This is a genomic window from Kitasatospora sp. NPDC038210 (genome assembly GCF_055600605.1).
Window position 1 is genome coordinate 311,542 of the sequence record NZ_JBVJYK010000002.1, and the last position, 19,459, is coordinate 331,000.

At 73.9% G+C, this 19,459-nt stretch carries 18 protein-coding genes; 12 read left to right on the forward strand and 6 right to left on the reverse strand.

Going from position 1 to position 19,459, the window contains the following annotated elements:
* The first annotated feature begins 180 nt into the window (after positions 1-180).
* Positions 181-1,194: a TIGR03842 family LLM class F420-dependent oxidoreductase gene (locus tag ACZ7KX_RS04885; RefSeq protein ID WP_470325317.1), complete on the forward strand. Its 1,014-nt coding sequence runs from the start codon at positions 181-183 to the stop codon at positions 1,192-1,194.
* A gap of 39 nt (positions 1,195-1,233) precedes the next feature.
* Positions 1,234-2,814, forward strand: a complete 1,581-nt coding sequence (locus ACZ7KX_RS04890) for an NCS1 family nucleobase:cation symporter-1 (RefSeq protein ID WP_470325318.1) — start codon at positions 1,234-1,236, stop codon at positions 2,812-2,814.
* Positions 2,815-2,953: 139 nt separating this feature from the next.
* Here ACZ7KX_RS04890 and ACZ7KX_RS04895 read toward each other — a convergent pair whose 3' ends face one another.
* Positions 2,954-4,198 (reverse strand): glycosyltransferase, encoded by a 1,245-nt coding sequence (locus ACZ7KX_RS04895; protein WP_470325319.1) that lies wholly within the window; start codon positions 4,196-4,198, stop codon positions 2,954-2,956.
* Between the two features lie 183 nt (positions 4,199-4,381).
* On the opposite strand from ACZ7KX_RS04895, the gene ACZ7KX_RS04900 reads away from it, so the two are divergent.
* On the forward strand, positions 4,382-4,648 hold the full coding sequence (locus ACZ7KX_RS04900; RefSeq protein WP_350519028.1) for a GlsB/YeaQ/YmgE family stress response membrane protein: 267 nt from the start codon (positions 4,382-4,384) through the stop codon (positions 4,646-4,648).
* A gap of 189 nt (positions 4,649-4,837) precedes the next feature.
* Entirely contained in the window at positions 4,838-5,104 is a 267-nt protein-coding gene (locus ACZ7KX_RS04905; protein ID WP_470325320.1) for a GlsB/YeaQ/YmgE family stress response membrane protein, read from the forward strand.
* On the opposite strand, the gene ACZ7KX_RS04910 is transcribed toward ACZ7KX_RS04905, so the two are convergent.
* The 4 genes from ACZ7KX_RS04910 to ACZ7KX_RS04925 form a co-directional block, all read right to left on the reverse strand.
* A complete protein-coding gene (locus tag ACZ7KX_RS04910) occupies positions 5,071-6,057 on the reverse strand; it encodes an ADP-ribosylglycohydrolase family protein (protein WP_470325321.1) in 987 nt (328 codons plus the stop codon). The two genes, ACZ7KX_RS04905 and ACZ7KX_RS04910, sit on opposite strands and share 34 nt — an antisense overlap.
* 109 nt (positions 6,058-6,166) lie before the next feature.
* Positions 6,167-6,754 (reverse strand): TetR/AcrR family transcriptional regulator, encoded by a 588-nt coding sequence (locus ACZ7KX_RS04915; protein WP_350519025.1) that lies wholly within the window; start codon positions 6,752-6,754, stop codon positions 6,167-6,169.
* Positions 6,755-6,925: 171 nt separating this feature from the next.
* Positions 6,926-7,939 carry an aldo/keto reductase gene (locus ACZ7KX_RS04920; RefSeq protein ID WP_470325322.1) on the reverse strand — a complete coding sequence of 338 codons (1,014 nt, stop codon included), beginning with the start codon at positions 7,937-7,939 and terminating at the stop codon, positions 6,926-6,928.
* Positions 7,940-8,066: 127 nt separating this feature from the next.
* Positions 8,067-8,936: a class I SAM-dependent methyltransferase gene (locus ACZ7KX_RS04925; protein ID WP_470325323.1), complete on the reverse strand. Its 870-nt coding sequence runs from the start codon at positions 8,934-8,936 to the stop codon at positions 8,067-8,069.
* Positions 8,937-9,185: 249 nt separating this feature from the next.
* On the opposite strand from ACZ7KX_RS04925, the gene ACZ7KX_RS04930 reads away from it, so the two are divergent.
* The 8 genes from ACZ7KX_RS04930 (at position 9,186) to paaE (ending at position 17,960) form a co-directional block, all read left to right on the forward strand.
* Positions 9,186-10,589 (forward strand): sensor histidine kinase, encoded by a 1,404-nt coding sequence (locus ACZ7KX_RS04930; RefSeq protein WP_470325324.1) that lies wholly within the window; start codon positions 9,186-9,188, stop codon positions 10,587-10,589.
* Positions 10,586-11,245 (forward strand): response regulator transcription factor, encoded by a 660-nt coding sequence (locus tag ACZ7KX_RS04935; protein WP_350519021.1) that lies wholly within the window; start codon positions 10,586-10,588, stop codon positions 11,243-11,245. Before ACZ7KX_RS04930 ends, ACZ7KX_RS04935 begins: the two co-directional genes overlap by 4 nt.
* A 1,004-nt stretch (positions 11,246-12,249) precedes the next feature.
* Positions 12,250-13,551 carry a M20 family metallopeptidase gene (locus ACZ7KX_RS04940; protein WP_470325325.1) on the forward strand — a complete coding sequence of 434 codons (1,302 nt, stop codon included), beginning with the start codon at positions 12,250-12,252 and terminating at the stop codon, positions 13,549-13,551.
* Positions 13,552-13,833: 282 nt separating this feature from the next.
* A complete protein-coding gene (gene paaA / locus ACZ7KX_RS04945) occupies positions 13,834-14,877 on the forward strand; it encodes a 1,2-phenylacetyl-CoA epoxidase subunit PaaA (RefSeq protein WP_470325326.1) in 1,044 nt (347 codons plus the stop codon).
* Entirely contained in the window at positions 14,874-15,203 is a 330-nt protein-coding gene (gene paaB, locus ACZ7KX_RS04950) for a 1,2-phenylacetyl-CoA epoxidase subunit PaaB (RefSeq protein WP_350519018.1), read from the forward strand. The genes paaA and paaB overlap by 4 nt, the downstream gene beginning before the upstream one ends.
* A 13-nt stretch (positions 15,204-15,216) precedes the next feature.
* Positions 15,217-16,170, forward strand: a complete 954-nt coding sequence (gene paaC, locus ACZ7KX_RS04955) for a 1,2-phenylacetyl-CoA epoxidase subunit PaaC (RefSeq protein WP_470325327.1) — start codon at positions 15,217-15,219, stop codon at positions 16,168-16,170.
* 14 nt (positions 16,171-16,184) lie between these two features.
* Positions 16,185-16,814 carry a 1,2-phenylacetyl-CoA epoxidase subunit PaaD gene (paaD, locus tag ACZ7KX_RS04960; RefSeq protein ID WP_470325328.1) on the forward strand — a complete coding sequence of 210 codons (630 nt, stop codon included), beginning with the start codon at positions 16,185-16,187 and terminating at the stop codon, positions 16,812-16,814.
* A complete protein-coding gene (paaE, locus tag ACZ7KX_RS04965) occupies positions 16,815-17,960 on the forward strand; it encodes a 1,2-phenylacetyl-CoA epoxidase subunit PaaE (RefSeq protein WP_470325329.1) in 1,146 nt (381 codons plus the stop codon).
* A gap of 153 nt (positions 17,961-18,113) precedes the next feature.
* On the opposite strand, the gene ACZ7KX_RS04970 is transcribed toward paaE, so the two are convergent.
* A complete protein-coding gene (locus tag ACZ7KX_RS04970) occupies positions 18,114-19,199 on the reverse strand; it encodes an NAD(P)-binding domain-containing protein (protein ID WP_470325330.1) in 1,086 nt (361 codons plus the stop codon).
* Positions 19,200-19,459: the final 260 nt, after the last annotated feature.

Sequence of the window (19,459 nt, forward strand, 5' to 3'; positions counted from 1 at the left end):
TTCGCGGGTCCGCGCCCTTCGCAGGTCCGCTCCCTTCCGTTCCCGCACGTCCTGCCGTTCCCGCACGTCCTTCCGTTCCTGCACGTCCTTCCGCAACCGCACGTCCTCTTGTCGACCAGCCGCCGCCCGGGCCCGACCGGCGGTCGGGCGGCGGTCCCACCCTTGTCATTGGAGCAAGTCATGGACATCGGCCTCGTCCTGCAGACCGACCCGCCCGCCCGCCTGCTCATCGACCGGATGATCCGCGCCGAACGGGCCGGGTTCAGCCACGGCTGGACCTTCGACTCCTGCGTGCTGTGGCAGGAGCCGTTCGTCATCTACAGCCGCATCCTCGCCGAGACCGAGCGCCTGACCGTCGGCCCGATGGTCACCAACCCCTCGACCCGCACCTGGGAGGTCACCGCCTCCCTGTTCGGCACTCTCAACGACATGTTCGGCAACCGTACGGTCTGCGGGATCGGCCGGGGTGACTCCGCCATGCGGGTCGCCGGACGCCACCCGGCCACGCTCGCCCGGCTCTCCGAAGCCATGCACGCCATCAAGGAGTTGGCGGAGGGGCGGACCGTCGAGGTGGACGGCACCGAGATGCACCTGCCGTGGGTCGGCGAGGGCGCCTCGCTGCCGATCTGGATGGGCGCCTACGGGCCCAAGGCACTCGCGCTGACCGGACGTCAGGCCGACGGTTTCATCCTGCAGTTGGCCGACCCCTACCTCACCGAGTTCATGATCAAGGCGGTGCGGGCGTCCGCCGTCGAGGCGGGCCGGGACCCGGACTCGGTCACCATCTGTGTCGCCGCCCCCGCCTACGTCACCGCCGACGACTCGCCCGCCGCCCTCGCCCACGCGCGGGAGCAGTGTCGCTGGTTCGGCGGGATGGTCGGCAACCACGTCGCCGACCTGGTCGACCACTACGGCGAGCACTCCGATCTGGTGCCGGAGGCGCTCACCGACTACATCAAGGGCCGCCAGGGCTACGACTACAGCCACCACGGCCGGGCCGGGAACCCGGACACGGCCTTCGTCCCGGACGAGATCGTGGACCGCTTCTGCCTGATCGGCCCGGCCGAGGTGCAGCGCGAGCGCCTGGCGGAACTCCGCTCGCTCGGCGTCGACCAGTTCGCCGTCTACGCCATGCACGACGCGATCGAGAGCACCATCGACGCCTACGGGACGGACGTCATCCCCCACTTGTGACCTGCCTGTGAATCCAGGTGCAGCAGACGGGAGTTGCCCATGGCCCACACCGCGACCGGCGACGGACGGCAGTGGCAGCACCCCGACGGGCGGGTCGAACTCGACCCGGCCGCAGGGGAGTTGCCCGACAACGGCTTCACCAGCGACGATCTGCGACCGGTCCCGGTGGCGCGGCGCACCTGGTCCACGTACAACTTCCTCGCGCTCTGGGTCGGCATGGCCCACAACATCCCTTCGTGGACCCTGGCCTCGGGCCTGGTCGCGATCGGCATGGACTGGAAGCAGGCGGTGCTGACCATCGCACTCGCCAACCTGATCGTGCTGGTGCCGATGCTGCTCACCGGGCATGCCGGCACCAAGTACGGCATCCCGTTCCCGGTGTTCGCCCGGGCCTCGTTCGGGCTGCGCGGTGCCAACCTGCCCGCGCTCCTCCGGGCGGCCGTCGCCTGCGCCTGGTTCGGCATCCAGACCTGGATCGGCGGGGAGGGAATCTTCCTGCTCGCGGGCAAGCTGTTCGGTGAATCGTGGCGGACCGCAGGGGAGTTGGGTGGGTACCCGTGGACGCAGTGGCTGTCCTTCCTGGTGTTCTGGGTGATCGAGATGCTCATCATCGCCCGAGGGATGGAGGCACTGCGGCGCTTCGAGAACTGGGCGGCGCCGTTCGTCATCGTCGGCGCGCTCGCGCTGCTGGGGTGGATCACCGTCAAGGCGGGCGGGTTCGGGCCGCTGCTCGACCAGCCGTCCGCGCTGGGGTGGGGCCGCGAGTTCTGGAGGGTCTTCTTCCCGGCGCTGATGGGCATGATCGGGTTCTGGTCCACCCTGGCGCTCAACATCCCGGACTTCACCCGCTTCGGCGGCAGTCAGCGGGCGCAGATCCGCGGGCAGGCGCTCGGCCTGCCGACCACGATGACGCTCTTCGCGCTCCTGTCCGTGCTGGTCACCTCGGGCTCCCAGGCCGTGTACGGCGAACCGGTGTGGGACCCGATCCAGCTCGCCGCGAAGATGGAGAACCCGGCGGGCATCCTTTTCGCGCTGTTGACCGTCCTGGTCGCGACGCTGTCGGTGAACATCGCCGCCAACGTCGTCTCGCCGGCCTACGACCTCACCAACCTGCTGCCGCGGTTCGTGAACTTCCGCACCGGGGCGCTGATCACGGGCGTGGTCGGGATCGCGATCTTCCCGTGGCGGCTGATCGCCGACCCGCACGTCTACATCTACACCTGGCTGGGCGTGGTCGGCGGGCTGCTGGGCACCGTCGCCGGCGTCCTGATCGCGGACTACTGGCTGCTGCGCGGCACCCGCCTCCGGCTCGCCGAGCTGTACCGGCCGGGTGGGGCGTACTGGTACGCGGCGGGGTGGAACTGGCGGGCCGTGGTGGCCCTGCTGGTGGGCGGCCTGCTGGCCGTCGGGGGCTCCTACTCCACGGTGGACGCCCACGGTGTCGCACAGGGCCCGTTCCCGGCGGACGGCCTCATCCCCTTCCTCAAGCCGCTCGCCGACTACGGCTGGGCCGTGGGCCTCGTGGCTGCGGCGAGCCTCTATGTGCTCCTCAATCTCGGTCGGCGGGCCGGGGCCGGGGCTGAGGCCGGGGTTGGGTCCGAGCCCGGGGCTGAGGCCTGAGGGCGGCGGGCGGACGGACGGGTGGCGGCGAACAGCTGACAGATTTCGAAATCTGTCAGCTGTTCGCTGTTTGCTGATCGTTGTTCGTTGTCATCTGCCGCGTGCCACGTGCCGCGTGCCGCCTGCCGCCTGCCGCTCGTCACGAGCCTGCTGCCGCCCGCTCGACGGCGGCGAGGACCTTTGCGGCGCCGTCCTCGGCGGCGAGGGTGGCGGCGACGGCGCGGGCGCGGGCGCGGTGGTGCGGGGTGTCCAGGGCGCGGCGGAGGGCGGCGGCGAGCCGGTCGGGGGTGAGGGCCCGGAGGGGTACGGAGCCGGGGGAGACCCCGAGGGCGGCGAGCCGAGCGGACCAGAAGGGGGCGTCCAGCTGGGCGGGGACGGGCACGGTGGGCGTCCCGGAACGGAGGGTGGCGGCCGTGGTGCCGGCGCCGGCGTGGTGGACCACCGCGGCGGTGCGGGGGAACAGCCAGTCGTGCGGGGTGTCGCCGATGGTCAGCACGGTGTCCGAGTCCTCGGCTGCCAGGCCGCTCCAGCCCGCCTGCAGGAGGAGCCGCACCCGGGCGCTGCGAGCCGCCGCGAGGACGGTGGCGGTGAGCCGTTCGGGATCCGGGACGACCAGGCTGCCGAAGCCGACGAAGACCGGCGGCGGACCTGCGGCGAGGAAGTCGAGGAGCCTGGCCGGGGGGTGCCAGTCCGGCTGTGCGGCCGGCCACCAGTAGCCCGCCACGTCCAGCCAGGGGTGCCAGTCGGTCGGGCGGGGGACGACCGTCGGCGAGAAGCCGTGCAGGACGGGGTGGTTGAGCCGGGCCCGGGCGATGCCGAGCGACGGCAGCCCGAGCCGACGGCGCAGCCCGCGTACGGCCGGGACGAACAACTGGTCGGTCGCGGCCTGGACGGCGTGCCCGGCGAGCAGGTTGCCGGGTCGGGAGAGCGACCGGGCGCCCGTGACCGCGGGCGCGAACTCCCTGGTGGGGGCGAGTGGTTGGAGGAACAGTCCGATGGTGGGGACGTCGGCGGCCTCGGCGACGACCTGACCGAGCGCGCTGGTGGTGCTGGTGGTCAGCAGGAGGTCGGTGCCGAGCGCGACGGCCTCGGCGATGCCGTCGCCGAGTGCGGGCATGAACTTCCGGCCAAGTCGCAGGAGTTGGAGGACGGCCCGCGGTCCGCTGCCGGCCTCCAGCAGTCGCCGCCCCTGTTCGGAGGCGAGTTCGGCGCGCGGGTCGACCGGCAACGCCCGGAACTCCAGTCCGGCCGCTCGCACGGACTCGGCGAAGGTGGTGTGGGTGGCGACGGCCACCCGGTGGCCGGCCGCCCGCAGACGGACCCCGAGCCCGGTGAAGGGGGCCACGTCACCGCGGGACCCGGCGGTGGCGATCAGGATGCGCATGGCCGCAGTATTCCGGCGCGGGCGGCCCGCAGGAAGGACACCACGCAGGGTGGGGCGGGGAAGGGCGATGGCCGGTCCCGGGCGTAGCGCCCCGCACCGTCGGAACCGCGCGGCCGGAGGCGGCGTCCTTCGGGGCAGAGCGGACGGAACGGGGACGTCACGCCGGGACGGGAAGGAAGACGGATGAGCATCGTCGCGTGGATCGTGCTGGGCCTGGTGGCGGGTGCGCTGGCCAAGCTGCTGCTGCCGGGGAAGGACCCGGGCGGCCTGATCGTGACCACCCTGATCGGCATCGCCGGATCCTTCGTCGGCGGCTGGATCGCCTCGCACTTCATGCACCGGTCGATCAATGCGCACTTCTTCGACGGTGCGACCTGGGCGTCGGCGATCGGCGGAGCCCTGGTGCTGCTGATCGGCTACCGGCTGCTGTTCGGCAACTCGCGCCGCTAGGGCCTGTCTTCAAGCCGCCGTCGTCCGCCCGAAGAACGGGCGGGGCGGCGTTCCGGCGCGGGGTCGTCCGGTGGCCGGTTCGGGTCGGTCGTCGCGGGTACCGGAAACCAAGCAGTCCCCTCCGGCGTCCTTCGGACCGGACCCGGTGTCTCGACGGGGCCGTCACGCCGATGACGCGAGGGGCGACTGATGAGCTGGATGGCGTGGATCGTGCTGGGCCTGGTGTCGGGGACCTTGGCCAGGATGGCGATGCCGGGGAAGGGCGAGCGCGGTCTGATCGGGACCACCCTGATCGGCATCGCCGGCTCCTACGTCGGCACCTGGATCGTCTCGCACTGGATGCACGGGTCGGTGAAGGTGAGCTTCCTCGACCTGACGACCTGGGTGTCGGCGATCGGCGGCGCGGTGGTGCTGCTGTTCCTCTACGGGGTGCTGCTGCGCATCGTGCGGCGCTGACCGCTCGGCCGGCGGCCCTGCTGGTCGCCTGACGCGTCCGGCCCGTCCGCGGTGCCCGTGACCCAGGCCGGCAGCGCCTCGCGGGCGTCCAGCCAGGCGGCCGGGACGTCGGCGAGCCCGGTACGGGCGGCGACCACACCGGCGGCGATCGCGCAGGTGGTGTCCTGGTCGCCCCAGCCCTCCAGGGTGTGCCAGAGGGCCTCGGGCAGCGAGTCCGGGTGCCCGGCGGAGGACCACAGGGCGAACGGGACGGTGTCCGGGGCGGAGATCAGGGCCCCGGAGCCGAGCACGCCGGCGGCGTGCCGGACACTGGTGTGCTCGGGCAGCCGGGCGGCGATCCGCAGGCCGGAGCGGACGTCGCTGTCCGGCAGCCGTCCGGCGACCTCGGTCAGCAACTCGGCCCGGCCGGGCGGGGTCCCGTCCCGGCTCCGCACGGCGAACGCGGCCGCGAGGGCGACTGCCACCGAGCCGACGACCGCCTCCGGGTGGAAGTGCGTGGTGAGCGCCTGCAGTTCGGCCTGCCGGGCCACCGCGTCCAGGTCGTCGGCGAACCAGGCGCCCAGCGGGGCGACCCGCATCGCGGCACCGTTCCCGTACGATCCCTGGCCCTCGAACTGGCCCGCGGTGATGGCGCGCCAGTCCCCGCCCGCCCCGATCCCGCGCAGCACCCGGTGCATCGACGGGCCGTACTTGCGGCCGTACTCGCGGGCGTACTCGGCGGCGAACTCCCCGGCCAGCGCGTCCTGTCGGACCTCGCCGTGGGCGGCCAGGTGGCGGACCAGCACGAGAGCCATCGCGGTGTCGTCGGTCCAGTGCCAGGGGGCGGGGCGGGGCAGCCGCGCGGCGAGGGCGGCGGGCGCCTCGTCCACCGGGACCGAGAACCAGCGGTCGCCGAAGGCATCGCCGAGGGCGAGCCCCTGCAGGCTGTCCAGGACCGGGCCGGCCGCACGCATGTCGTCCTCCGAGTGAGATCGATTGTGCGGGCAGTCTGCCGGACGGCCGAGGCGCCGGCGACCGGATATCCCTCCGGGCGTCGGCGCCCTGGTCGTTCGGGGTGGTGCGTCACTTGGCCCTGAGGCCGCCGAGGACGAGCTTCCAGACGGCCTCGAAGCGGTCGTCGGCCTCCGGCGCCGACCAGGTGGCCGCGTAGGCCGGGTCGTGGAACGGGGCGGTGGCGTCGAAGACGGCGCGGGCGGTGTTCAGGATGTGGGCCAGCTTGAACTCCTTGCCGTCGATGCCGTCCTGGACGATCTGAGCGATCTGCTTGACCAGGGTGTCGATGTGCGCGTCGACGGTGCCGCTGTTCTCCTCGACCAGCACCATGTACGTGGCGAACAGCTCCGGGTCGTCGAGCGCCTTCTTCCGCTTGGCCGCGAACAGTGTCGTCAGCCAGCGGTGCAGGCGCTCGGCGGCGGAGCCGCCCTCGGTGGAGATGGCCGCGAGTCGGTGGTGCGCCTGGTCGAGCCAGCGCTGGGTGACCGCCTCGCGCAGCGCGGCCTTGCTCGGGAAGTGGCGGTAGACGCTGCTGTGGCTGACGCCGAGGATCCGGGCGACGTCCACGACGGTGGCCTTGGCCGGGCCGAACCGCCGGAGGACGTCCTCCGCCGCGATGAGGATCTGCTCGGCGGTGAGTGTGGTGTCCGTGGTCACGGGGGAGGTCCGTCCTTAGGGTCGTCCGGTTGGTGCGGTGGTGCGGTGGTGCGGTGGTCCGGCGGTGCGGTGGTGCGGTGGTGCGGTGGTGCTGTGGTGCTGTGGTCCGGCGGTGCGGTCGTTCGCGGCTGTCGCTGTCGCTGTCGCTGTCGCTGTTCCGGCCCGGGCCGGTCAGCGCTCGCTGTCCAGGTGGGCCATCTGGGCGGCAGCGTACCGGTCACCTGCGGCGGAGCCGGCGGGGACGGCCGCCTCGATGGCGGCGAGGTCGGCCTCGGTCAGGGTGAGGTCGAGGGAGCCGAGGGCCTCGGTCAGGCGCTCCCGGCGGCGGGCGCCGACCAGCGGGACGACGTCCTGCCCGCGCGATGCCACCCAGGCGATGGCGACCTGGGCCACGCTCGCGTCCTTCGCGGCGGCGATCGTGCGCAGCGCCTCGACCAGCGCCAGGTTGTGGGCCAGGTTGTCGCCCTGGAAGCGCGGGCTGTGGCTGCGGAAGTCGGTGCCGGCGAGGTCGCGGTCCGGGTTCCAGTGGCCGCTGAGCAGGCCGCGGGAGAGCACGCCGTACGCGGTGACGCCGATGCCCAGCTCGCGGGCGGCGGGGAGCACGGCGGCCTCGATCGAGCGGCTGAGCAGGGAGTACTCGATCTGCAGGTCGCTGATCGGGTGGACGGCGGCGGCGCGGCGCAGGGTGTCGGCGCCGACCTCGGAGAGGCCGATGTGCCGGACGTAGCCGCCCTTCACCAGGTCGGCGATGGCGCCGACGGTCTCCTCGATCGGGACCTTCGGGTCGAGGCGGGCCGGCCGGTAGACGTCGACGTGGTCGGTGCGCAGGCGGCGCAGGGTGTAGGTCAGCGCGGTCTTGGTGGCGGCGGGGCTGGCGTCGTAGCCGAGCCACTGGCCGTCGGGGTCGCGCTGTGCACCGAACTTCACGCTGATCTGCACGCTCTCGCGGTCGCGGCCGCGCAGGGCCTCGTGGATCAGCAGCTCGTTGTGGCCCATGCCGTAGAAGTCGCCGGTGTCGAGGAGGGTGATCCCGGCGTCGAGGGCGGCGTGGATGGTGGCGATGCTCTCGGCCTCGTCGGCCGGGCCGTACAGGTCGGACATGCCCATGCAGCCGAGGCCGAGGGTCGAGGTGACGGGCCCGGTGGTGCCGAGGCGGTGCTGTGCGGGGCGGGTGGTGGAGGACATGCGTACTCCCGGAGGGGTGGTGGGGCAGGGTGGCCCAGGTGCCACTGTGGCACGACGGCGAACAGATTTCAAAATCTGTTCGCTGTCGTCTGTTATCTGAAAGTTGAAATCTGTCGATTGTCATCTGTTAAGGCTTGTCGCACACCCCGGATCGGTCGCCGTACGGCCTGGCCGGAGCCGGGCCCGGCCCCGGTCCTGTGCCCGGTCCATCATCGAGCGGTCGGGGATGCCCCGCCCGTCGGTCCGGGGAGCGGAGGAGGTGGGCGCGGGCAGGCGGCAGATTGCGCCACACCGTGCGCTCGCCCAGCCCGTACGCCGCCTCGAACTGCCGCAGCAGCCGCACCACCGTCCGGTGGCGGGCGCCCCGACGCGGGCCCGAGGCGAGGGTGCGTGCCGTCGTGGTGCCGAGGTACCCGAAGTACGTCAGCTCACCGCCGGGCGTCAGCAGGCGCAGGTAGAGGTCGAGGATCTCGCGGACCTGCGCGGGGCGGAAGTTGGTGAACGGCAGCCCGGACACGATCGCGTCGTACCGCTCCTCCGGATCCGCCGGGCCCGCCCCCGCCTCCGTCCCCGTCGGTGCCGATGCCGACGCCGAGGGGCGGCGGTGTGCCAACTCCTCGACCCGGCAGGCCGAGAGCCGCAGCCCGATCCCTGGGTGGCGGGCGGCCAGCACCGGGTCGCCCCGGAGCCTGCCGGCGAACCGCGGGTTCGCCTCGACGACGTGCAACCGGTCGCCCGGGCGCAGCGCTCGGACCAGACGGCGGGTCACCACACCCGTTCCGGCGCCGACTTCGAGCACCGAGATCGGGTGGTTCGGGCGGCTGGTGACCGGCACCACCAGCGCGTTCACCAGTTCCGGGCCGCTCGGGGCCAGCGCGCCGGTGTCGTGGAACGTGCGCAGGGCCTCGGAGAGGAACAGCAGGCCGTCCCCACCGGAGGGCCAACCGTGGTTTGAGGGCGACGAGTCGGGGTGAAGCCGGAGCTGGTCGTTCGTCATGTCTTCGACGGTAGGAAGGGCGGGAGTGCGGCGGATCGGCCGGTCGGCGACGCGCACCCCCGACGAAAGTCGAGGGTGCGGTTGGCCGGAAGACAGAGGCAACCCGGAGCCGGGCGCGCCTAGCATCGAGCCCGGGTTCACGCCCGGGCCGGTGGTCACGTCAGAGGCCGTGGCGCACACCCGAGACCGTGCTCGCGTCCGAGCGGCGGACGGCCGGCAGGACGTCGGAACGAGGAAGGGGGAAGCCCGATGCGCAGGAGTCCGCTCGGCTGGTACGGCCCGGACCACCGGCCCTGGATCGAGACGTCGCTGCTGCTCGGCCTGCTCGCCCTGACCGTAGAGGAGGCCTTGGTCCAGTGGCTGAGCGCGGAGGGCCCGCTGCGCGTACCGCGTACGGTCGTGGCCGCGCTGGCCTCGCTCTCCCTCCTCTTCGCCCGCTGCCACCCGGTCGCCTCCGCGGTCCTGCCGGTGCTCACCGCAGGGCTGTTCGACCGGGCCTTCCCCGGCATGTTCAGCGTCTTCCACCTCGCCTACCTCGGCCGGACGGGGCCGGCGTCGGTCGGGGGCGCGGTCATCGCCGTGGTCAGCGCGTCCGACGCGGACTCGCCGGCCGGCTGGGCCGGTGCGTTCGGCTCCCAACTCCTCGTCCAGGCCGCCACCCTGGCGGTCGGCCTGTGGCTGCACGGCAGGCGGGTGCTGATCCGTACCCTGCACGAGCAGGTCGACGCGTTGCGCCGCGAGCGCGAGCTGCGCGCCGGACAGGCCCGGGCCGCCGAACGCGCCCGGATCGCCCGGGAGATGCACGACGTGCTGGCCCACCGTCTCAGCCTGCTGGTGCTGCACGCCGGAGTGCTGCGCGACCAGTCCAGGGCCGGGACCGTCGCGGCCGACCCGGACCGGCTCGCCGACCGGCTCGAACTGCTGCGCACCACCGCCGCCCGCTCGCTCGACGACCTGCGCGACGTCCTGGGAGCGCTGCGCGCCGACGCTCCGGCCCGCCCCGCCGCCGGGGGCGGGCCCGTGCCGCTGAGCACGGCCGCGCCCGTCCCGGGGCCGGCCCTGCGGGACCTCACCGAGCTCGTCGGCGAGGCGACCCAGGCCGGGCAGCAGGTCGAACTGGCCCTGGCCGGAGACCCGGGGTCCGTCCCGACGACCCACCGGCTGGCCGTGCACCGGCTGGTCCAGGAGGCCCTGACCAACGCCCGCAAGCACGCGCCGGCCGCGTCGGTCACCGTCCGGGTCGGCTACGGGGAGCCGGCCACGGTCGTCGAGGTCCGCAACGGCCCAGGCGGGGTGCCACCGGACGGTCCGGGGAGCGGCGGCGGGTACGGCCTGGTGGGGCTGAGCGAGCGGGTCGGCGCGCTCGGCGGTCAGCTCGACGCGGGCCCGGACGGGGAGGGCGGCTTCCGGCTCTCCGCCCGCCTGCCCGCCCGGTCACCCAGGTCGGGCGGCCTGCGGCAGACGGTGCCCGAACGGGTGCCCGACGCGGCTCCCGAACCGGCTCCCGCCCGTACCGACGGTTCGCTCCCGGACCCGGACCCGCCGGACCAGCCGGACCGACCGAACCGGCCGTGGTTGCCGAAGCGGTCCGAGCGGGGAGCGCAGTCCGAACAGCTCCGGCAACCGACGCAGCAGCCGAAGGGGGCCGCGTGATCCGAACGATGGTGGTCGACGACGACGCCCTGGTCCGCCTCGGCCTGGTCGACCTGCTCGCCCAGGACCCGGCGCTCACCGTGGTCGCCGAGGCCGCCGACGGGCTCCAGGCCGTCGAACTCGCCGGGAGCCGGCGGATCGACGTGGCGTTGATGGACATCCGGATGCCCCGGCTCGACGGCATCGCCGCCACCCGTCGCCTGCGCGAACTGCCCGACGCCCCGCGGGTCATCGCGCTCACCACCTTCGACCTGGACGAGTACGTGTACCAAGCGCTCGCCGCCGGGGCCGACGGCTTCCTGCTCAAGGACACTCCGCCCGCCGAGATCGCCCGGGCCGTGCACGTCGTGGCCGGCGGCCAGGGGATGCTGCACCCGACGGCTGCGCGACGCCTGATCGACCGCTACCACCGCGTCGGCGCTCCCAGGTCGGTCGCCGCCCGCAGCCGGGTCGCCGGCCTCACCCCGCGTGAGACCGACGTGCTGCGCGAACTCGCCGACGGGCTCTCCAACGCCGAGATCGCGGGCGTGCTGGGGATGCGTGAGAGCACCGTCAAGGCACACGTCAGCCGGATCCTGACCGGGCTCGGCGTCGGCAACCGGGTCCAGGCCGCGCTGCTGGCACGCGATGCCGGGCTGGTCGGGGACGGCGCCTGAGGGCGGCGGCCGCGCGGTCCGGAGCGGTTGGGCACGGCGGCGGTGCGGTGCTCGGTGGCGTTCGTGGCATTCACGACCATTCACGGTGTTCATGGCTTTCATGACGCTCACGGCTTTCATGGTGCTCATGACTGTTCGCGGCTTTCATGGCATTCATGGAGCTCATGGGCGTTCGCGGTGTTCGTGGCACTCGGTGGCGGCGCACGGCGGGGCTCGTCGGGGCACCGCATCGGCCGGTGTTCACGCGGGTGTTCCCCGGACGTTCCGGTGGAGTCGGGCCGGGAGGCCGGGCGGGCTTCCCTGAGCCGTCGCGTGCTCCCGGTTCGTACCGCATGCTGAGCCGCTGTCACCCATCCGGCGTGGAAATGCCGTGCCTTGGCGGTTTGCGCTGCCGAACTCGGGCGGCGGGTCCATGGTGGAGATGGGCGCGATCCGGCGACCGCGCCCGCGCGCCGATCCAGGCCCGCGCGCCGTGCGCCCGCCGCCGTTCCCCGACGGGTGTCCGAGGCTGGGCCCGGAACCGGCACGCTGGGAGCAGGGCCACCTCGCAGGAAACCGAACGGTTCTTCTAGGCTCACATCTCGGCTTCCCTGCGACGGCCCGGCCACCGTGCCGCCGTGAGGAGGCCGCCGTCCACGGGGCTCCGGGCGGACCGGGGCCACCGGATCGAGCGAGGAGGACGCAATGCCAAGCACGCCGCCCAGCCGTTCCACCGCACTTGGGCCAGACGGGCCGTTCCGGCGGGCCGCCGACCATACGGGCAGAACGGTGCTTTCCGGCCGGGCCGGGTACCCGGGCGGGGGCGGTCGGCCGGCCCGACCGCTGAATACCGGCGGCGGCCGCGGAGGCGAGCGTTGAGTCCCCAGATCGTCGGGCCGCCCGCCGCACCGGAGGCCGCCGCGGAACCCGACAGCAACCAGCTCCCCGTTCCGGCCGCTGCCGACGGCGAAGCCCTCGCCGCAGCAGCCACAGCCACAGTTGTGGCGGCAGCCAGTGCCACTGCCGTGACTGTCACAGCCGTCGCACCCCCGGCATCGGCCACTGCGAAGCCGGCCACTGCCGCCGCTGCGAACCCGGCCACTGCAGCCCCCGTCGCCCCCGCGACCCCCGCCGCCAAAGCCCCGGTCACGGCGGCGCTGCCCGGTCTGCCGCAGGCGCTCAGCACCCGCGCCCGTACGCTCGCCGGCGCCGTCCGACGTCGCTGCGCGGACCTGGCCCGGATCGAATCACCCAGCGGGGACGCGCCCCGACTCGACGCCCTCGCCGAGGAGTTGGCCGCCGGTTTCCGCGCCACCGGTGCGACCGCCCGCCGCGAACCCGGTCCGGCCGGTGACCACCTCGTCCTGGAGTGGGAGGGCCGGGACGAGTCCCTTCCGCACCTGCTGATCGTCGGCCATCACGACACCGTCTGGCCGGTCGGCACGTTGGCGGACTGGCCCGTCGCCGAGCAGGACGGTCGGCTCACCGGCCCCGGCGTGGTCGACATGAAGGGCGGACTCGCCATCCTGGAGGGTGCGTTGGCGCTGCTCGCGGACCTGGGCGAGCGGCCGCACCGGACCGTGCGCCTGGTGGTGGTCTCCGACGAGGAGGTTGGCAGCCCGGACGGGCGTCGCCTGGTCGAACGCCAACTGCGCGGAGCAGCAGCGGTGCTGGGCCTGGAACCGCCGCACCCGGACGGTCGGTTGAAGACCGCGCGGCGCGGCAGCACCAGGGTCCGGCTCACCGTGACCGGTCGCGAGGCGCACGCGGGCAACGACGCCCACGACGGGGTGTCGGCGGTCGACGAGCTGGTGGACCAGCTCGTGCTCGTCCGCGGCCTCGCGGGCCAGCCCGGTACGGAACTCAACGCCGGTCGGATCAGCGGTGGTTCGCGTGCCAACGTGGTCGCGGGCCGGGCCGAGGCCGAACTGGGCCTGCGGTTCTCCACCGCCGAGGCTCAGCGCCGCACGCTCGACCACCTCGCCCGGCTCACCGCGCTGCGCCCGGGTGCCCGGGTCCGGACGGAGGTGTTGTCCAGCCGTCCGGCGTGGCCCGAGCGGACCGGCAACCCGCTGCTGCGGCACGTGCGTTCGCTCGCCGCGGTGCTCGGGCAGCAGTTGGACGGCGCTCCGGCGGGCGGGGCAGGCGACACCAACCTGCCGGGATCGCGCGGGCTGCCGACCCTGGACGGCTTCGGTGCGGTGGGTGCCGGGGCCCATGCCCGGCACGAGCACATCCGGCTGGACCAGCTCGCCCCCCGGATCGCCCTGCTGGCGGCGCTGCTCGCCGTACCGCTGCCGCGACTGCGTGATCGCGCGGAGGGGTGAGCGGACGGCGGAGTGGAGGGCGGAGCGCGGAGCGCGGCCGGAGTGACGGAGCGCGGCCGGGGTGACGGAGCGCGGCCGACGGCGAGCACCAGGTCACGGGAACCGCGTGACAGGTAGCAGGTAACAGATAACAGCTGACAGATTTCGAAATCTGTCAGCTGTTATCTGTTTCGTGCCTTGCCATCTCTCCGCCCCGCCGCGCAGAATGGTACCGACCGAACGGTCAGTCGGTTGGTGCCCGAGCTCCGGGCGGGCCGACGGCGCAGGACACGAGAGGGGACCGTGGTGACAGCAGAGGTGGCCGAGGCGGGCCCCGTGCAGGCGCCGGAGGACCGGTTCGAGGCGGTCGTCGCCGCCGAGCAACGGATCGAGCCCAGGGACTGGATGCCCGACGCCTACCGGGCCACCCTGATCCGCCAGATCGCCCAGCACGCCCACTCCGAGATCATCGGCATGCAGCCCGAGGGCAACTGGCTCACCCGGGCCCCGTCGCTGCGCCGCAAGGCCATCCTGCTCGCCAAGGCCCAGGACGAGGCCGGCCACGGCCTCTACCTCTACGCCGCCGCCGAGACCCTCGGCGTCGACCGCGCCGAGCTCACCGAGAAGCTGATCTCCGGCCGCCAGAAGTACTCCTCGATCTTCAACTACCCGACCCTCACCTTCGCCGACGTCGGTGTGATCGGGTGGCTGGTGGACGGCGCGGCGATCTGCAACCAGGTGCCGCTCTGCCGCTGCAGCTACGGTCCGTACGCCCGTGCGATGGTGCGGATCTGCAAGGAGGAGTCCTTCCACCAGCGCCAGGGCTACGAACTCCTGATGACGCTGATGCGCGGCACCGAGGCCCAGCGCCGGATGGTCCAGGACGCCGTGGACCGCTGGTGGTGGCCGTCGCTGATGATGTTCGGCCCTTCGGACGCGGACTCGCCGAACACCGCGCGCTCGATGGCCTGGCGGATCAAGCGCCACACCAACGACGACCTGCGCCAACGCTTCGTCGACATGACCGTCCCGCAGGCCGAGCACCTGGGCGTCACGCTCCCCGACCCCGAGCTGCGCCGGAACGAGGAGCGCGGCGGCTGGGACTTCGGCGAGCCGGACTGGTCCGAGCTGAACCGGGTCATCCGCGGCCAGGGCCCCTGCAACGCCCAGCGGATCGATCGCCGCCGCGCCGCCCACGAGGAGGGCGCCTGGGTCCGCGAGGCCGCCGTCGCCTACGCCGAAAAGCGCGCCGCGGAACAGCCCACTGCGGAACAGCCCGTCGAACAGCACGTCGCCGCGCCTGACGGCGCCGGACAGCACGCCACCGAACAGGAGAACGGAAAGTGACCGAGCCCAAGGCCGAGTCCGAGGCCGCGCCCACGACCGGGTCCAAGGCCGGCTGGCCGCTGTACGAGGTGTTCGTGCGTCCCCGGCGCGGCCTGAACCACGTCCACGTGGGCTCGCTGCACGCCGCCGACGACCGGATGGCCCTGCTCGCCGCCCGCGACCTGTACACCCGCCGCAACGAGGGCGTCAGCCTCTGGGTGGTCCGCTCGGACGCGATCACCGCCTCCACCCCGGACGAGCGCGACCCCTTCTTCGAGCCCAGCGGCGACAAGGTCTACCGCCACCCGACGTTCTACGACATCCCCGAGGATGTCCCGCACATCTGACGGGGGAACCGCCATGCAGGACCACACCGCCGCACCGGGGCACACCGCGACCGGCACCGGCCACGACGGCCACGGCAGTCACGACGGTCACGACGACCACGTCTACCTCAGCCTTGCCGAGGCGACCCCCGGCCCCGAGGGCGAGGGCCGCTGGGCGTACGGGACGGGCTTCGCCGACCCGCTGCTCGGCGTGGACACCACCCTGCCCGCCGGGACGGACGGCGCGGACCTGGCCGCCTACTGCCAGATGCTCGGCGACGACGCCCTGATCCTCTCCCAGCGGCTGATCGAGTGGTGCACCCGGGCGCCCGAGCTGGAGGAGGAGGTCGCGCTCGCCAACCTGGGCCTCGACCTGCTCGGCCAGTCCCGCCTGCTGCTGACCCGGGCCGGCCAGGCGGACGGGACCGGCCGCAGCGAGGACGACCTGGCGTACTGGCGCGAGGAGCACGAGTTCCGCAACGTCCGGCTGGTGGAGACGCCGAACGGCGACTTCGCGCACTCGATCGCCCGGCTGCTGCTCTTCGCCACCGCCCGCGGCGCCCTGTACGAGGCGCTGAGCGCGCACCCCGACCCGGTGCTCGCGGCGGTGGCCGCCCGGGGCGTCAAGGAGCTGGCGTACCACCGTGAGTACGCCACCGCCTGGACGCTGCGCCTGGGCGACGGAACGCCGTACTCCGCCGAGCGGATGCAGGCCGGGCTGGACGCCGTCTGGCCGCTGCTGGAGGAGCTGTTCACGGCCCACCCGGTGGAGCTGCGGGTGGGCGTCGACCCGGCGACCCTGCGCGAACCGGTGCTGCGCTCGCTCGCCGCCGTGCTCGCCGAGGCCGGGCTGACCGTGCCGGACGTGGCGCCGCTGGCCACCGTCCTCGGCCTGGCCGGCCGCGACGGCGTGCACACCGAGGCCCTCGGCCCGCTGCTCGCCGAACTGCAGGTGGTGGCCCGCGCACACCCGGGGGCGACGTGGTGACGGGAGCCATCGGCATGACCGGCATGACCGGCATGACCGGCATGACCGGCATGACCGGCACGACCGGCCCGACTGCCAGGACCGGCACGACGGGTACCGGGGTCGCGGGCACCACCCGCGACCTGGCCCGGGCGGTCGCCTCGGCCGTCCCGGACCCGGAGCTGCCCATGCTCACCCTGGCCGACCTCGGCGTCCTCGCCGACGTCGAGGTGGACGACGCCACCGGCGCGGTCACGGCCTGGCTGACCCCGACCTACTCGGGCTGTCCCGCCGTCGCCGAGATGGCCGGCGACGTGGACCGTCGGCTGCGCGCGGCCGGCTACCCGGACGTCCGGGTGCGGCTGCGGCTGGACCCGCCGTGGTCCACCGACCTGATCACCGCCGAGGGCCGCCGCAAGCTCGCCGAGGCGGGCATCGCCCCGCCGCGTCCGACGTCCGCCGTCGCCGCGGCCGGACCGGTCGCGCTCGTCCTCGGCCCGACCCGTACGGGCGCCGGAGCGGTCACCGCCGCGCCCCCCGTGCCGTGCCCGCAGTGCGGCGGAACGGAGACGGAGGAGCTGTCCCGCTTCGGCTCCACCGCCTGCAAGGCGCTCTGGCGCTGCCGCGCCTGCCGGGAGCCCTTCGAACGCGTCAAGGAGATCTGAATGCCCGCCGCCGTCCCGTCCGCCGCCGCCGACACCCGGGCGACCGGCATCCGCCCGGCCCGCCGCCCCACCTTCCACCGGCTGCGGATCGACCGGGTGGAGCGGCTCTGCGAGGACGCCGTGGCGGTGACCTTCGAGGTGCCGGACGAGCTGGCGGAGGAGTTCGCCTTCCGCCCCGGGCAGACCCTGACGCTGCGCAAGCTGGTGGACGGCACGGACGAGCGCCGCTCGTACTCGATCTGCTCCCCCGTCGGCGGCCCGCTGCGGATCGCCGTCCGGGAGGTGCCGGGCGGGCTGTTCTCGCGCTGGCTGGTGCGCGAGGCGCGGCCCGGCGAGGAGGTGGAGGTGCTGACGCCGTCGGGCCTCTTCACCCCCGAACTCGGCGTCCCCGCCGACCACGTGCTGCTCGCGGCGGGCTCCGGCATCACCCCGATGCTGTCGATCGCCGGCTCCGTGCTGGCCGCCGACCGCCGCTCCACCGTCACCCTGCTCTACGGCAACCGGCGCAGCGACACCGTGATGTTCGCGGACGAGCTGGCCGACCTGAAGGACCGCTACCTCGGCCGCTTCCAGCTGGTCCACGTGCTCTCCCGGGAGACCAGGGACGCCGAGCTGCTCAGCGGCCGCCTGGACCCGGAGCGGGTGCGGGCGCTGCTGGCGGCGCTGGTGGACGTCGACGGCATCGGGCACTGGTGGCTGTGCGGCCCGTTCGGCATGGTCACCGGGGCGAAGGAGCTGCTCGCCGAGCTGGACGTCCCGGGAGAGCGGGTGCACCAGGAGCTGTTCCACGCGGAGGACGAGCCGCTCCCGGAGCGCGACGAGGACTGGGACAGGGCGGACACCGCGTCCGACGCCGAGCCGGGCGGGGAGCACAGCGAGGTCACCGTCGTCCTCGACGGCCGCGGCAGCACCCTCTCCCTCCCGCGCGACCGCACGATCCTGGACGGCGCCCAGCGCTCCCGCCCCGATCTGCCGTTCGCCTGCAAGGGCGGGGTCTGCGGCACCTGCCGCGCCCTGGTCACCGAGGGCGAGGTGGAGATGCGCCGCAACTTCGCCCTGGAGGAGAAGGAACTGGCCGCCGGCTACGTCCTCACCTGCCAGGCCCGCCCGCTCACCGACCGGGTGACGGTCGACTACGACCGCTGAGCCGGGGCCGCCGGGCCACGCCCATCCGGTGCGCGGCCCGGCGGCGGCCTGCGGTCGCGTGCGGTCGTGAACGGTTGAGCGCGGTCGCGAACGGTTGAGTGCGGTCGGGGCGGCCAGGGGTGGTCGAGGCGGCCGAGGACGATCAGGGCGCCGTCAGACTGCGGCCGGGGCGGGCTGCCGCGCCGGGTCGCCGAGCAGCTTGACCAGGTCGTTGACCGCGGCGCGCCCGGCCCGGTTGGCACCGACGGTGCTGGCGGACGGGCCGTATCCGACCAGGTGGACGCGTGGATCGGCGGTGGCGCGGGTGCCGGTGAGCGCGATGCCGCCGCCCGGGGAGCGCAGTCCGAGCGGGGCGAGGTGCCCGACCTCGGGCCGGAAGCCGGTGGCCCAGACGATCGCGTCCACCGTCAGCTCCTCGTCGCCCCAGGCGACCCCGTGCTCGGTGAGGCGGTCGAACATCGGCCTCCGGTGCAGCGCGCCCAGTTCCTCGGCGCGCCGGTAGGCGACGGACGGGCCGAGCCCGGTCACGCTCACCACGCTGCGCACCGGCAGGCCCTGCCGGACCCGCTCCTCCACCATGGCGACCACCGCGCGCCCGTACTCGGGAGTGAACGGCCCGTCGTGGTAGACGGGTTCGGAGCGGGTGACCCAGACCGTCTCGCCGACCGCCGCCACCTCGGACAGCACCTGGATCGCCGAGGCGCCGCCGCCCACCACCAGGACGCGCTTGCCCGCGAACGCCTCGGGCCCGCGGTAGTCGGCGTAGTGGAGTTGCGGGCCGGCGTAGTGGCCCGGGTAGTGCGGGAGGAAGGGGCGGGTCCAGGTGCCCGAGGCGTTGATCAGCGCGCGGGTGGACCAGGTGCCGCGGTCGGTCTCCACCCGCAGGCGGGAGTCGGGACGCTCGGACTCGGCGCGTACGGCGCGCACCACGACCGGGCGTACGACCGGGAGCGCGTGCCGCGCCTCGTACGCCGCGAAGTACCCCGGCACCACGGCGCGCGCGGGGCTCTCGGGGTCGACCGGCGGGAGTTCGGCGTCCGGGAGGTCGTGGAATCCGTGCACGGTGGCCATCCGCAGGGACGGCGAGCGGTGCGCCCAGGCGCCGCCGGGCTCGGCGTTGGCATCGAGCACGACGAAGCCGCCGTCGGTGCCGGGCCGGTACGGGGCGAAGCCGCGGCGGCGCAGGTGGTAGGCGGCGGACAGTCCCGCCTGCCCCGCGCCCACCACCAGGACGTCCACGCGCTGCGGCGTGCCGTCCGTCGTGCTTCCGAACGTCGCGCTTCCGTCCGTAGCGAGGCCGTCCGTCGCGCTTGCGTTCGTAGCGCCGTCGGCCTCTGCAGCAGGGGCCGCTGCGCCCGAGATCGTTGTACCGTAAACAGTCACGCCCGTGAAACATCGGGGGCCCGGCGCCTGTTCCCGCCGTTGCCGCGGTTCGTGCTGCCTCTGCTGGCGGCCCCGCTGGCCCCGCTGGCTCCGCTGGTCCCGTTGCCCCCGCTGGT